Annotated in this window: 11 protein-coding genes and 2 pseudogenes; 4 read left to right on the forward strand and 9 right to left on the reverse strand. The window is 69.0% G+C overall.

What is annotated here, in order from left to right:
• The 6 genes and pseudogenes from DQP57_RS24450 to DQP57_RS24475 form a co-directional block, all read right to left on the reverse strand.
• A partial coding sequence (locus tag DQP57_RS24450; protein WP_205869228.1) for a PPE family protein occupies positions 1 to 932 on the reverse strand: 932 nt, incomplete at its 3' end.
• 2 nt (positions 933 to 934) lie between these two features.
• Entirely contained in the window at positions 935 to 1,243 is a 309-nt protein-coding gene (locus tag DQP57_RS24455) for a PE family protein (RefSeq protein WP_064953654.1), read from the reverse strand.
• A 2-nt stretch (positions 1,244 to 1,245) separates the two neighbouring features.
• Entirely contained in the window at positions 1,246 to 5,211 is a 3,966-nt protein-coding gene (gene eccCa / locus DQP57_RS24460; protein ID WP_112635249.1) for a type VII secretion protein EccCa, read from the reverse strand.
• Positions 5,208 to 6,830 carry a type VII secretion protein EccB gene (gene eccB / locus DQP57_RS24465; RefSeq protein WP_112635251.1) on the reverse strand — a complete coding sequence of 541 codons (1,623 nt, stop codon included), beginning with the start codon at positions 6,828 to 6,830 and terminating at the stop codon, positions 5,208 to 5,210. The genes eccCa and eccB overlap by 4 nt, the downstream gene beginning before the upstream one ends.
• Positions 6,827 to 8,680, reverse strand: a complete 1,854-nt coding sequence (gene eccA3 / locus DQP57_RS24470) for a type VII secretion system ESX-3 AAA family ATPase EccA3 (RefSeq protein WP_205869229.1) — start codon at positions 8,678 to 8,680, stop codon at positions 6,827 to 6,829. Before eccA3 ends, eccB begins: the two co-directional genes overlap by 4 nt.
• 605 nt (positions 8,681 to 9,285) lie before the next feature.
• Positions 9,286 to 10,190: pseudogene (locus DQP57_RS24475) on the reverse strand (class I SAM-dependent methyltransferase).
• Positions 10,191 to 10,475: 285 nt separating this feature from the next.
• Here DQP57_RS24475 and rpmB point away from each other — a divergent pair.
• The 4 genes from rpmB to DQP57_RS24495 are packed head-to-tail and all read left to right on the forward strand — an operon-like array spanning position 10,476 to position 11,611.
• Complete coding sequence (gene rpmB / locus DQP57_RS24480) at positions 10,476 to 10,712, forward strand: 50S ribosomal protein L28 (protein ID WP_112635265.1); 237 nt, start codon at positions 10,476 to 10,478, stop codon at positions 10,710 to 10,712.
• A complete protein-coding gene (gene rpmG, locus DQP57_RS24485) occupies positions 10,712 to 10,876 on the forward strand; it encodes a 50S ribosomal protein L33 (protein ID WP_112635253.1) in 165 nt (54 codons plus the stop codon). The genes rpmB and rpmG overlap by 1 nt, the downstream gene beginning before the upstream one ends.
• 2 nt (positions 10,877 to 10,878) lie before the next feature.
• A complete protein-coding gene (gene rpsN / locus DQP57_RS24490) occupies positions 10,879 to 11,184 on the forward strand; it encodes a 30S ribosomal protein S14 (RefSeq protein ID WP_112635255.1) in 306 nt (101 codons plus the stop codon).
• A gap of 43 nt (positions 11,185 to 11,227) precedes the next feature.
• Complete coding sequence (locus DQP57_RS24495) at positions 11,228 to 11,611, forward strand: hypothetical protein (RefSeq protein ID WP_112635257.1); 384 nt, start codon at positions 11,228 to 11,230, stop codon at positions 11,609 to 11,611.
• 4 nt (positions 11,612 to 11,615) lie between these two features.
• Here the strand turns inward: DQP57_RS24495 and DQP57_RS24500 are convergent, their stop codons facing one another.
• The 3 genes and pseudogenes from DQP57_RS24500 to DQP57_RS24510 form a co-directional block, all read right to left on the reverse strand.
• The gene (locus DQP57_RS24500; protein ID WP_112635259.1) at positions 11,616 to 12,353 is read right to left on the reverse strand and encodes a TIGR03943 family putative permease subunit; all 738 of its coding nucleotides are present in this window, start codon (positions 12,351 to 12,353) and stop codon (positions 11,616 to 11,618) included.
• Complete coding sequence (locus DQP57_RS24505; protein WP_112635261.1) at positions 12,353 to 13,345, reverse strand: permease; 993 nt, start codon at positions 13,343 to 13,345, stop codon at positions 12,353 to 12,355. Before DQP57_RS24505 ends, DQP57_RS24500 begins: the two co-directional genes overlap by 1 nt.
• An 81-nt stretch (positions 13,346 to 13,426) precedes the next feature.
• Positions 13,427 to 13,690 (reverse strand): annotated as a pseudogene (locus DQP57_RS24510) (hypothetical protein); the annotation flags it as partial.
• Positions 13,691 to 13,708 lie beyond the last annotated feature (18 nt).

Raw genomic sequence — 13,708 nt, forward strand, 5'->3', positions numbered from 1 at the left:
GGCAACATGGACGGCTTGTTCGACGTCAGCACGGGAGCCACCACGGCGGGGGCGGCCTCCGGAGCGGCGGCCTCGACGGGCGTCGACAGCAGGGAACTGAGCCCGATGCCCAGCAGCAGCGGGATCAGGAACGGAGCCGTCAGGATCGCACCCCAGGTCGGCCAGCCGACGGCATTGAAGAACACCTGGTAGGCGACGAAGAACAGCAGCGGCCCATTGGCGGCGAGGAACGCCGGCAGATTCGAAAAGAAGTTCTGCAGCATCTGCTGGATGTTCTGGAAGAAGTCCTGGAAGAACTTGGACAACTGCTGGATGAAGTTCTGCCACCAGTCCCCGGAGCTGTCCTGCGAGGCGTTGGCCACGAGGCTGTTGGTCTGGCCGCCGGGATTGACGATGGACGGCGCCGCCGTGGTGCGCGGAGCGGCTGCCAGGGCCGAGCCCGACACCGCCTGGTAGATGCCCATGGTGGTGGCCGCCTGGACCCACATCCGCGCATAGTCGGCTTCGTTGACCGCGATCGGAATGGTGTTGATGCCAAAGAAATTCGTCCCCACCAACACGGCGTGCACGGTGTGATTGGTGGCCAGCTCCGCCAGCGTCGGCATGGCCGCCAGCGCGGCGGTGTACGCCGTCGCCGCGACCTCTTGCTGCGCGGCGGCACCCGCGCTGTCGGCGCTGGCCTGCTGCAGCCACGCCAGGTACGGCAGGTGGGCCGCCACGTACTGCTCGGCGCTGGGCCCCTCCCAGGCGCCGGCCTGGGCCTCCGCCAACAGCCCACTGAGTTCGGCTGCCGCCGAGGCGTATTGGGCGCTGAGCGCGGTCCACGCGCCGGCGGCCGCCAACAGCGGCCCCGGGCCTGGACCGGCGCTGAGCAACGCCGAATGCACCTCGGGTGGCGAAGCCATCCAGATGGGCGCGACGGGGGCGGTCATGGTCAGGCGCCCGCGATTCCGAACGTCGCGGCGGCCGCGGTGTCTCCCGCGAGATAGCTTGCGCCCGCTTCGCCGACGCCGACGCCGGCGCGGCCCAACTCCTCGACGCCCTGGGCCGCCACGGCGGAATGCTCCTGGCCCTGAGCGCTGAATCCGACGGCGGTTTGCAGCGATACCGGATCGACCGCCGGCGGCACCACCGCGGTGATCGCCGGGGCGGCCGCCGCATGCGCGGCCGCCAGCCGGGCCGTCAGGGCCTCCACCGCCGCACTGGTGGCGGCCAGACCTTCGGGAACCACTCGCAACGTCATCTCTACTCCTCCCGTTGCCCTTCACTTGCCATTACGGACTCCCCGATCAAGGGGTTGACCAACTGCACATACGTCGGACCGTCGCTGTCGCCCAACAGGATCGCGCGCCCCGCGGGCAACCGACCGAATCGCTGGCCGCGGATCTTGCCGCTGTCCTGCGGGTTGCCCGCCAGCATCAACGTGGTCGCCTGCAGGTCGTTGAAACGACGCAGCAGCGGATTCGTCATCAACGCGTGTCCCGAACCCGTGGCGCGTGCGGTCACGACCACTCGCACCCCCAAATCGGCCGCCTGCGAGAGCAACCCGATCAGCGGGGTCCACGGACGCTGCCCGACGTAGGGGCCGCTCATCGCCGGCGAATCCGGTATCTGGTCCACGTCGTCGATGATCAGGTAGTGAGTCTGGCCCGCAAACGTCCAGCGGGACAGCTCGGCGGGCGACAACCCGGCCGGTGGCCGCCGCGATTCGATGAGGTTGGCCAGGCCCAGCATCGCCGGGATGATGCGGTCGACGTTGGCCGTGTACTCGTTGTCGGCGAACAACGGTTCGTCGACCAGGTGCAGGCGCCGATCCAGCACCGTGAAGGCCACCTGATCGGGAGTCGAGTGCTCGCGGACCGTGCGAATGAGGTGGCGCAGCAGCGTGGTCTTGCCGGACTTGCTGTCGCCGAACACCATCAACAACGGGTTCTCGGCGAAGTCGATCACCACCGGCGCGAGATCCTCCTCGCGCTGACCGATGACGACCTGCTCCGGCCCGCGATACAGCGACCCGACCGATTCCGGCGCGAGGTTGGTCGGCAGCAACCGCACCGGCGGCGCGGCGACGCCCGGGTAGCGGTCGTTGATGGCGTCCACCTGATCCAGCTCCGGGGCGGCGAACAGGAAATGCTCTGCGGCCATGGTCAATCCGCGACCGGGCTGATCGTGCGGCACCGCTTCGGCCGGCCGGCGCAGCGCGCCCACCACCCGCACGTTGCTGTCCCGCGGGTCGTGCAGCTTCAGTTCGAGTCGCAGCCCGAGCCCGTCGCGCATCGCCAGCGGCACCTCCAGCCAGCTCGGGGTGGTGATGACGACGTGAATGCCGTACGCCAGACCGATGTTGACCAACTCGCTGACCTTGGCCAACAACGGGTTTCGGGTGTTGAACTGGTCGGTGTTGTCGCGGCCGAACGCGTAGAGGTTGTCGATGACCAGGAACACCTCGCCGAAGCCGTCGTCCGGGGCCGCCCCGCGTCCCTCCCGGAACGCCTCGCGCCGCTGCCGGGACAGCAGCAGTTGTTCGAGTTCTCCGAAGGTGCGCCGGATGCGTTCGGGCTCGAGCGCCGAGGCCACGCTCCCGACGTGCGCCAGGCCTTCGAGCGCGCGCAGCTTGCCGCCGCCGTAGTCCAGGCAGTAGAAGGTGACCTCGCGCGGCGAGTGCAGGTTGGCGGCGGACAAGATGAACGTCTGCAGCGCAGTCGATTTGCCCGACTTGGGGCCGCCGTGGATGACCACGTTCCCGGCCGACGAGGCGGCGTCGAAGACCAGCGGGTCGCGGCGCATCTCGAACGGCTTGTCGATCTCGCCGAGCGGCCACTGCCATTGCCGGGGCGGCACGCCGGCGCGCGCCAGCATGGCGGTGAGCGGGATCGGCTCGTCGAGCGGCGGGAGCCACAGTTGCGGCGCCCGCGGTCCGTAGCCGGCCAGCTGCTCGCCGATGGTGGCGATCAGCTTGCGCGGGGGCCCGGTGAATTCGTCTTCCTCGGGGGCGGTGATCACGGTGTCCTGATCCGGTTCGACCCGCCCGGCCGTGAACAGCTTCGGCTCCGGGATAGACGGCACCACAAAGGATTTGGCCTTCTGGGGCGGATCGTAGATGCCGTCGACGTAGGTGCTGCGGAATTTGATCGGCGTCGCACCCGGGGCGGGCACCAAAAAGCCGACGCCCTTGTGCTCCTTGCCGGATTCGATGTGGTAGGCGTCCTCCACACCGATGATCTGGCGGGAAACGCTGGGGCTGGCCACCTTCAAACCGATGCGGTAGGAGGTGTTCTTGTCGATGTCCTTGATCTTGCCGACGTCCAGGGTCTGCGAGGCGAACAGGATGTGGATGCGGAACGAGCGGCCCTTACGCGCAACGTAATCGAACAGCTCGGCGTACTCGGGATGGTCGGCCAGCATCAGGGTGAACTCGTCGGCCACCACGAACAGCGTCGGGATCGGTGGCAGGTCGTGCCCGGCCGCGACGGCGGCCTCGTACTCCACCACCGAGTTGAACGCGCTGCCCTGGACCTGGCGGCCCGCTTCACGCAGCAGCGTCTCGCGTCGGGCTACCTCGCCACGCAGTGTGTCGGCGAACCGGTCGGCCAGCGACTTCTTCTCCGCCATGTTGGAGATGACGGCGACCACTTGCGGGAAGTTGCGGAAGCTGTCCGCCCCGGCCTCACCCTTGAAGTCGGCGTAGATGACGATCAGCCGATCCGCGGAATGAGTCGTCAACAGCGACAACAGGATCGACATCAGGGTCTGTGACTTACCCGAGCCCGTCATACCGATCATCAGCCCGTGCGGACCCATGCCGCCCTCGGCTTCGTCCTTGAGGTCGAACATCAGCGGCTCACCGGTGGCGGTGACCCCGATCGGAACGCGCAGCTCGTCCTCGCGGCGCCGCGGCGCCCACAGCGTGGGCACGTCGAGCTGGGAGGCGTCCGAGATGCCCAGCATCGTGGTGAACGTGGCACCGCGGGTGGCCGCCGAGCGCAGCCCGGTGTGGGTCGGATTGGAGTCCCAGCGCGACAACTGGCGCGCCAGGTGCGCGGCCTCGTCGGCGCCCAGCTGGTCGGCGTTGTCGATGTAGGGCTGCCAGCCCCCGGTCTGCCAGCGCTCGATCGCGCCGTTCGCCACGCGCAGGATCGGCTTTTCCGGATCCGAATACTGCTCCCGGTTCGGCGCCGTGGCGCTGCGGTGCACGACGGTGACACCCGCCCGGCCCAGCGCCAGCGTCGAGGCGTTCAGGTCATAGTCGGGGTCGTCGACGACGATCAGCAGGTGCCGCAGCGCGTCGGCGGGCTCGCCGGTGAACGCCGGACGGTCGACGAGCGCCGAACCCAGGCTCGCGACCAACTCGTCGGCGTTGGTCGCCATGTTGCGGGCCGGCCCGACCCCGTCGAGCTCACCGGGAACGTCGATGTGCGGCAACCACTTCAGCCACGACCAGTCCGGACTCTCCAGGTCCGGCGTCACCAGCGCGACCCCGAGTACGGTCGGGTCATGCCAGGTCACCGCCTGGGCGATCCAGGCGCGCAGCGCCGCCCGCGCCTCGTCCTGTGTCCCCAGCACCGTGATCCGGGAGACCTTGGTCAGGTCGATCCCGGTCGGCACGTCGCGCACGGTGCGATGGGTGTCCAGCAGGCTGCGTAATGCGCTGTGCGACACCGGCTCCAGATCGATTTCGTCCGCGGTGTCGTTGACCCGCAGCGCGGTGGCCAGCGGCACGTGGTGGCGGCCGGCCCGCAGCACCAGGAAGTCGGGATCGTGCGGGTCGCGCTCCCACTGCCGGCGGGATCCCGGCACGGCCGCCAGCGCGGAGGGCTCCGGATGCGACCACTGCGCGGCGGCGCGCTGCGCGGTGGCCTGGGTGCGGATGTTGTCCCGGACCACCGACAGGTAGCGCAGGTAGTCGGCGCGTTCGGCGTCGACCTCCTCGGTGCGCGTCTTGTTGTCGTTGCCGCGGTACATGGCGGTCGCGGCGAGCAACAGCACGAACGGGAAGAACAGCGTCTGCGGTGAGATCAACCGCATCCCGGTGGCGAACAGGGCGACGATCATCCCGACGATCAAAATCACCAGTACATAGGGCATCGCCCGGCGCAGGAACGACGGCGGAATGACCCGGGGCAGTTCGGGCGCGGCCTCGATGGCGATGGTGCCCTTGCGGGTCACCGGCGGCGCCAACCGGCGGCGCGCTTCGAAGATCAGTCGGCTCATCGGGGGGCTCCCTCGGCAGATGCCACACGGCTGGGCTTCTGGTCGGGCGTCAACCCGTCATGAGCCAGCAGCGCGTCGGCGCGCGATAACGTCGGACCATTGGCGAACAGCGACAGCACCGACCACGGAATGGGGACCGGCGACCCGGAAAGACCAAGGGCCTCAACGGTTTTGCCATGCCCAGCGGCCGAGTGTTCGGCCTCGTTGTCGATGCCGTAGCGCACGCCGGTGTCGGAGACCCAGAACAACGATCCGGTGCCCGGCGAGTCCGGGCCGCCGCCGACCGTCTGGGTGAAGTAACCGGTGCCGGGCGCCAGGGCGACGCGGGTGGCCACCGCACCACTCGTCGCGGCACCGCCGCCGACCAGGTCGACGGTGTGGATCGATTCGGCGATCGGCAGCGCCGAGCCGGACAGCAGGTTCAGCGAGCTGGTCGCGGCCCCGGCCGCTTTGTTCCAGTAGGCGCACGTGACGGGGGACTTGCCCGCGTCCACCACGGTCAGCTGTTGGTCCGGATAGCGCGCGGTGTCCAGCATCCGCGACACGGGCAGCTTCGCCACCGCGTCGGCACCCAGCCGCGGCGGCTGGTCCAGCCCATAGGAATTGGTGTTGCGCAGGATGGCGGCGAGCACCGGCGAGATCTGCTGCAGGCCGTCGGGCAATACCGCGTAGTAGCGCGGCGCACCCGAAGAGCTCTGATCCAGGGCGTAGGAGACCACGACCGCGCCGATCGGTGCGGGCACGCTGAACGGTGCCGGGGCACCGGCGTTCGGGATGCCGGGCGCCGTCAGCGACGGTCCCTCGGGAATGGCGTTGAACAGGCCCAGCGCGATGGGCCTAGGCGCCGGGATCTCGGAGTTGTTCTGCCCCAGGCCGAGTGCGTTCGTGATCGCATGGTCGGTCAGGTTGATCTGCGATCGCCTGCCATCCCACAGCAACCAGGTGCTGCCATCCCGCTCGACCAGGATCGCCTGACGCGATGCGAGAGTGGCCGCGCGGGCACCGCTGCTGTCCGGGCGGCCCGCGATCACCGTGACGCCGGTGCTGTGGGCGGCGTGCCCGCCCTGGGCCGGCTCGCTGACGGCGTCGCACACCGTCCAGTTCGCGTCGCGGGAGGGGTTTTGCACCATGCGTTCCGGCGCGCCGGGGATTCCGATCAGGTTGCCACGCGGAAAGCGGTCCAGCTCAGTGCTTTTCACCATGGTGGGGTCGACGGGGTGGCCGGTGATCAGCCGGGCGGAAGTCAGGTTGAGCACGGGATGCAGGTCGTCGCCAACGCGGACATACAGCGCGGCGGTCGACCGGTCGGCCAGCACGGCGTTGGTGCCCACCGTGCCGCTGGGCCGGATCAGCGAGAACACGAAGCAGCCGGCCAGTCCGGTGACCAGCAGGACCGCGCCCATCGCCACCGCACGCGACTGGGTGCGCAGCGGGTCGACGAGCATCCTGGTGTCGTGCAAGGCGATACCGGAGGCGATCCGGCGCATCACGAACCGCCAGCCGCTGACCTGGTGGCGGGTGACGAAACCGCGGCGGTACTCGACCTGGTCGGGGTTGTCGTTGACCGGGGTGCGCGAGGCGAACGAACGGCGTTCGTCGGACTCGTGATTGGACGTCATGCCGGCACCGACAGGCCTAGGCCGCGCAACAGCGGCTCTACCGACCGTGCGACGTCGTCGTCGGTGATCGTCATCAGCTCCTCGTCACTGAATTCGCCGGTTCCGGCGTGTTCCGAATGGTCGAGCCGGAACTCTCGTTCTTCTTCGGAGCGTTCGACGATGTTTCGGACGAATCGACCGTTACCGGCGATGTCCAAGTTGCGTCGCGAGATTCCGTTGGCGTCCGGGGTCGACTCGGTGGCCAACTTGGTGAACAACGCCTCCATGTGTTCGAGCGCGGCCGGCTCGAAGATGCTGTCGCGCTGCTCGGCCATCGTGTTCGCGATCTCGACCAGCTCCGACGGTGCGTACGACGGGAAGTCGATGTTGCGGGTGAACCGAGAACGCAAGCCCTCGTTGGTGTCCAGGAACTTGTCCAGGTCGGCCCGGTAGCCGGCGATGATGACCACCAGGCGGTCGCGGTCGTTCTCCATCCGCGCCAGCAGGGTGTCGATGGCCACCAGCCCGAAGTCGTTCTTGGCGCCCGTGGCGACCAACGCGTAGGCCTCGTCGAGGAACAGCACGCCGTCCAGTGCGCTGTCGATGATCGCGTTGGTCTTGGCCTCGGTCTCACCGATGTGCTGGCCGATGAGGTCGGCGCGATGGACCTCGCGGATGTTTTCCCGCTTCAAAAGCCCCAGGCCGCAATAGATTTTGGCGACCACGCGGGCGATGGTGGTCTTACCGGTTCCGGGCGGGCCCGCGAAGACCAGGTGGTGGGCGCGCTGGGCGACCGCGAGGCCACGCTGCTTGCGGACCAGCTCCATGGCGACCGAGCTCTTCAGCCGCGACACCTGGTTCTTGACCTCATCGAGTCCGATGAATTCGGCCAGCTGACGTTCCGCCTCGTGCAGCAGCACCGCTTTGCGTTCGTGCGCTGCGGGGTCGACGAAATCCTCTGCGCTGGGCTCGGTTTCGGGATCCCAGGGATCGGTGCGGGCCTCGATGCGGGCCGCCGTGGTGGTCACGATGCCGAAACTCGTGTCGGTCAGCGCCTGTTCGACTTGCTCGTTCTCGGGATGCGCGGCGTACAGATCCTGCAGCACCTCGCTCGCCGCGTCCTCGTCCACGTGCGCGCGCAGCACCAGCGCCTTGGCCAGCGCGCCGTCGACGGCGGCCACCGCCACGGGACCGTCGGGCTCCTCCAGATACGACAGCGACGGGGCGAACATGCCCAGCCGGGCCAGCGCGGTGCCCAACGCGATCTTGGCGGCGTGCGAGAACGCCTCGTCGAGATCGGCGTCGTTGACGATCGGGGTCAGCAGCTTGACGACGTCCGACCAACGCTCGGCGCGGTAGTTGATGACGACGGAGACCCAGCGGGCCTCGCGCCAGTTCGGGCGGGCCGCGGTCAGCGCGCCGACGATCTCGTCGGCGTCAGCAAATCGCCCGGCAGTTGCCAGCGCGGCAGCGTAGGCGAGCTGGAACTCGTCGGGGGTCGCGGCGCGAAACTGCAGATACAGACCCGTGTCGTAGCGGAAGCCCAGCGAACCGGGGGCCAGGTCGACCTGGCGCTGCAGCGTGCCCGCGGTCGCCACGGTCCGCGATACGGCCTCGAGCACTCGCAGCGATACGTCGCCGGCGGCGGCCAGGCCGGTCCACGCGTCGCACTGGTCGTGGGCGATGCGGGTCAGCGCGGTGAACCCGGAGCGGGCGGCCGCCAGATCGGCCGGCCGTTGGCGTTGGTAGACGACGATGCCCAGCGCGCGGCAGCACGTGGCGAACCGGCTGACGACGTCCTCGTCAACCCGCACGTCGACTCGCGAATTAACAGGCTGAGCTGTGAGCATGCCGGTGTCACCGAGTTCCACGGCCGCGTCTTCTCATGAATGTAGTCTCCCCTAACTTAACCCGCCTGAAGTTAGCATTGCATAAGCTAACTGTCGAGGCGTTTGGGCCTGTCCGGCTCACCACTGCTCTGCCCTTCTTCTACCGCTGTTGAGGACGTTTCCGGGAGCGTTTCGCCGCTTTTTCGGCATACTCACAGCCGCACGTCGGGCGGTCTCACAGCAAGGCCCTACCTTAATGAAAATCATTTTCATTATCAAGCAGGGCCGGCCGCTGCGGGTCCGCCGCCTCGGCCGAGCGGATCCGGGACGACTGCGTCCGCGCCGGCGCGGTCATAGCAGCGACTCCTTGACGATGGGACGAGTTCGGACGATGGGACGAGTTCGACGGTCGCCAGGACCTGATGGCCGGCGCGACGATCACGCAGCAGTGGTCGGCTGACGGGCCGGAAAAGTTCCCACCGATCGCTGTGTGAGCTGCCCGGCGGCCTCGGGCCGAGGACTCGTCGACCGGCCAGCTGATCAACCCCGTTGCCCCTGCGCGGTGTGCGCGGCCGGCACGATTCAGGGAGAACTCATGAAAAAACCGGCCGCGATCGCTGATCGCGGCCGGTCGTGGTTTCGCCGGGTCACGCCCGGATGGCGCTCACCAGGGTGTGCGGGCGATCATCGGGCCGGCCTCGGTGTCCGGGCCTGGCACCGGGCGCCCGACCTCGCGTAGGTAGTCGGCCAGCGGAGTGCCGACCGCGGTCCAGCCGTGCCGGCCGAACCATTCGGTGGCCGGCGCGTGCTGCTCGTTGTAGACCAGCTGGAAGAACACCCGCTGGTCGCCCTGCGCGGTGGCCGCGCGTTCTTGGGTTACGGCGGCCTCGAAGTCCTCGCCCTTCATCGGGGCGCCATCCTCGACGGCGACGTGGCTGCCGTGACCGGCCAGCCCGTCGATGCCGGTGAACAGCTGCTCCTGGGCGGTCGCGGGGAGGTAGATCAGCAGGCCCTCGGCGATCCATGCGGACGGCTTGGCGGGATCAAAACCGCTGTCGCGCAGGGCTTGCGGCCAGTCCTCACGCAGATCGATGGCGATCTCCCGACGCTCGGCACGCGGCTGGGCGCCGGCATTGGTGAGCACCTCGCGCTTGAAGTCGAGCACATGCGGCTGGTCGAGCTCGAAGATGGTCGTGGCGGCCGGCCAGTCCAAGCGGTAGGCGCGCGAGTCCAGGCCCGCGGCCAAGACGACCACCTGCCGCACGCCCGCGTCCGCGACTCGACGAAAGTATTCGTCGAAGTACTTGGTGCGGGCGCCCTGGAAGTTGACGAAGTTCTCGCCGAAGTCGGCGGTCTTCAGCTGGTGGTCGGGATCCTTGCCGTCGAGCACGCCCGCCCACGAACCGCCCACGGCGCGGCAGAAGACTTCCGCGTAGGGGTCGACGGCCAGCGGATCGGGCTTTTGCGCCTCCAACGCCCGCGCTGTTGCCACGAACAATGCGGTGGAGCCCACGCTCGTGGTGATGTCCCAGGTATCGCCTTCGCTTCGCACCCGACCCACACTACGCCGCGTCACCGACACCCCTTTTCCGGTGGCGCGCAACACGAATGGCCCGAGGCGGTCACCGGCTCTCACCGGCGTTTGCCGTTCGACGGTGCGCGAACTGATCGTCAGCCGGATTTCACGAGGGGTCGGGGCGTCGTAACCGCGCCGGGATGACGGGCGTCTGCATCGTCCTCCTTATTGAGAATGGTTTTCATCTAGGCCCCTCATACGGTACCGTTCGCGTCGGGCCTTGTCGAAAATGATTTTCAATAAGCTGCAACGGAGGTGCCCGTGTCCGCCCACTGCCAGGTGACCGGCCGTCGACCGAGTTTCGGTAGGACGGTGTCGCATTCCCATCGCCGGACCTCGCGGCGCTTCTCCCCCAACATCCAGCGCAAGACGTACTACCTGCCCTCCGAAGACCGCCGGATCCGGCTGCGCGTCAGCGCCAAGGGCATCAAGGTGATCGACCGCGACGGCATCGAGGCGGTAGTGGCCCGGTTACGCCGCGAAGGGCAGCGAATCTGATGGCACGCAACGAGATTCGCGCGTTGGTCAAGCTGCGATCCACGGCGGGCACCGGCTACACCTACATCACCCGCAAGAACCGACGCAACGACCCCGACCGGCTGGTGCTGCGCAAGTACGACCCGGTCGTCCGCCGCCACGTCGACTTCCGCGAGGAGCGCTGAGCATGGCCAAGAAATCCAAGATCGTCAAGAACGAGCGCCGCCGCGCGATCGTGGCGCGATACGCGGAACGCCGCGCCGAACTCAAGGAGATCATCCGCGCCCCGGGGAGCACCGACGAGCAGCGGGCCGCGGCGCGAGACGAGTTGGCCCGCCAGCCCCGCGACGCCAGCGCGGTGCGGGTCCGCAACCGCGACGCCGTCGACGGGCGACCACGCGGCCACCTGCGCAAGTTCGGCCTCTCGCGGGTGCGGGTCCGCGAACTGGCGCACGCCGGGCAGCTACCCGGAGTGCGGAAGGCGAGCTGGTGATGGCCGGGAAAACCGCGCGGGCCCGCCGGACCGCGCTATCGCGGTGACGACTCCGCGCCGCGGCACCGACCGCCCCTTCACCGTGATCGTCTGCGCCGCTTGCGCGATGACCGACGACCTGTCGCTGATCGACGAACTGCGGCCGGCCATCCGGCGCTGCCCGCGCTCCCTGCTGGTCGCGGCCTCCTGCATGCTCGGGCCACTGACCTGTGCGTCCCGGCCGACCGGCGGCGGTGCCATGGCCGTGGTGCAGCCTTGCACGAACGACCGAGTGGCCTGCGGCCCGGCCCATTGGATCGGCCCCATCGCCGACAGTGACGCGGCCGCCGAACTACGCGAGTGGCTGGAGCTTGGACGGTGGGAAACCGCGCCCGTCCCAGGCCGACTCGGGGGCCATCAGCGCTGGGTGGGCAGTCAAAGCAACTGACGCGTCAGCGCGGATAGGCGTAGGGGTTCGGCGGGGCATCGATGCGCGTGACGGCGGTCGCCTGCAGCGTCGGGATGGCCGGCGAATTCGGTTGCCGCGGTGCGGGTATGACCTGCCCCTGCACTTTGAGCCAGGTGTTGTCCGGTAGGCCGGACGCGCCGCCGGCGGCCGGGCCCCGCAGATGGATGCGGGCCAGCTGGGCGTCGGCCGCGCAACAGATGATGACGATGCGACCAAGGTCCACACCCTGCGCCTCGTTGAGCACGAAGCCGGTGACGGTGATCGATCGGTTCGTCAAGGATCCGGTCGTGTCGTGCGCCTCGCGCATCAGCACCTCCGGCAGCGAGACCTCCGGCGCAGGCCCGGGCGGCAGCGGTGAAAACGCTTTGTTCAGAACGTCGTTGGATACCGACGTCACCGAAGGGGAGGCGGCCGAGGGCCGCAGCGCCGGCGGAGCCACGAACATCAGCACCAGGACCGCGGCCACCAGCAACCAGGCGACGCCACTCCGGTGGGAGTGCGCGCCGCCGTGCTCGCCTGGCGCATCGCTCCCCCGGGGCCCGCCCCGGCGAATGTCGCCGATGATCGCGACCAGCGCCAAACCGATGAGCACCGCCGCCGATAAGGCCAACCACGGCAACAGCCCCGGCTTGACATAACGGGTGAACACACCCGACGCGGTGATCATCGCGATGCTGATGCCCACCAACAGCAACACGGTGTTCTCGGCTTCGCGGCTCATCACCGGGCTCCCAGCACGAAAAACCCGATCGCACAGGCACTCACCGTCGCCACCACGAACGTGCACGGCGCAAAGCGCGCCGCGAACGCCCGGCCGAACATGCCCGCCTGCATGGCGAACAGCTTGACGTCGACGGCCGGACCGACGACGAGGAACACCAACCGGGGCAGCAGCGGCACCATGGTCATGCTGGCCGCCACGAACGCGTCCGCCTCCGAACACAGGGCGAGCACCACCGCCAGCGTGGCCATCAGCGCCACCCCGAGGACGAGGTCGGTCGCCAGATGGGCGAAGACCCACTGGGGCACCGCCACATGAAGCAACGCCGCCGCCGCCGCGCCGAGCACCAAATACGATGCGGCTTGCAGGAAGTCGTGGCGGGCCGCCTCGGAGAAGACCACCCACCGCGATTCGCTCTGCGTTGCCGCGGCGGGCAGCCCGCGGGTGATCCATTCCGGGCGCCCCCACCGCGACCACGCCCAGCCCATCACGATCGCGGTCAGCAGCGACGCCCCCATGCGGGCGACGACCATCCTGGGTGCACCCGGGAACGCGACCGCCGTGGCCACCAGGACGACCGGATTGATCGCCGGCGCGGCCAGCATGAACGTCAATGCCGCGGCCCCTGTTGCGCCGCCTTCGCCGAACAAACGGCGCGCCAACGGAACCGACCCACACTCACAGCCCGGCAACGCGACCCCGCCGGCACCGGCCGCCACCACGGCCAACGCCGGCCGGCGCGGCAACCACCGCGCCAACCGCTCCGGCGACACGAACACCGCGATCAATCCGCTGACCACGACCCCGAGGACCAGAAACGGAATCGCCTGCACGAAAACCCCGCAGAACACGGTGCCCACCGTCGAGAGCGCCGCGCTGTTGAAGACCGCGTTGCGCAGGGTCGTCGCGGCCACCGCGCAGCCCAACAGGAGGGCCACCAGCACTTCCATCGACCCCGGCCGCAGCCTGCGCCCGGACTTCAGCGTCTGCACCGGGTCATTATCTCAGCGCGCGGCGGCCGGCGGCGTCGGGACGCATCGCCGGGTCGCGACGGCAACTCGGTGGTTCCGGCGCTAGACGTCGCGGTCGTCGCTGCGCGGCGCCGCGCCGTCGGGTTCCCAGGTGCCGGGCGTCATCGGTACCGTTGGGCCACCGCCGAACTCGTCGACGGCCAGTGTTGTCAGCCCGGCCGCCGGGGCGACCGCCTCCCTGCGGGCGGTGCCGGCGAACCCGAGGTGGCCGGCGCCGTGATCCGATGCGGTCGAACCGCCCCAGTCGGGGTCGACGTCGACGTTCATGTCCATGTACTCGTCGCCGTGTCCGCGCTGTGCCGATCGGCCGCTGGGCGGCTACCT

The organism is Mycobacterium colombiense (assembly GCF_003284935.1).
Lineage (GTDB): Bacteria > Actinomycetota > Actinomycetes > Mycobacteriales > Mycobacteriaceae > Mycobacterium > Mycobacterium arosiense_A.

Coding starts and splice junctions, on each gene's coding strand:
- DQP57_RS24455 (WP_064953654.1), bottom strand. CDS start 1,243: ATGACGTTGCGAGTGGTTCCCGAAGGTCTGGCCGCCACCAGTGCGGCG.
- eccCa (WP_112635249.1), bottom strand. CDS start 5,211: ATGAGCCGACTGATCTTCGAAGCGCGCCGCCGGTTGGCGCCGCCGGTG.
- eccB (WP_112635251.1), bottom strand. CDS start 6,830: ATGACGTCCAATCACGAGTCCGACGAACGCCGTTCGTTCGCCTCGCGC.
- rpmG (WP_112635253.1), top strand. CDS start 10,712: ATGGCACGCAACGAGATTCGCGCGTTGGTCAAGCTGCGATCCACGGCG.
- rpsN (WP_112635255.1), top strand. CDS start 10,879: ATGGCCAAGAAATCCAAGATCGTCAAGAACGAGCGCCGCCGCGCGATC.
- DQP57_RS24500 (WP_112635259.1), bottom strand. CDS start 12,353: ATGAGCCGCGAAGCCGAGAACACCGTGTTGCTGTTGGTGGGCATCAGC.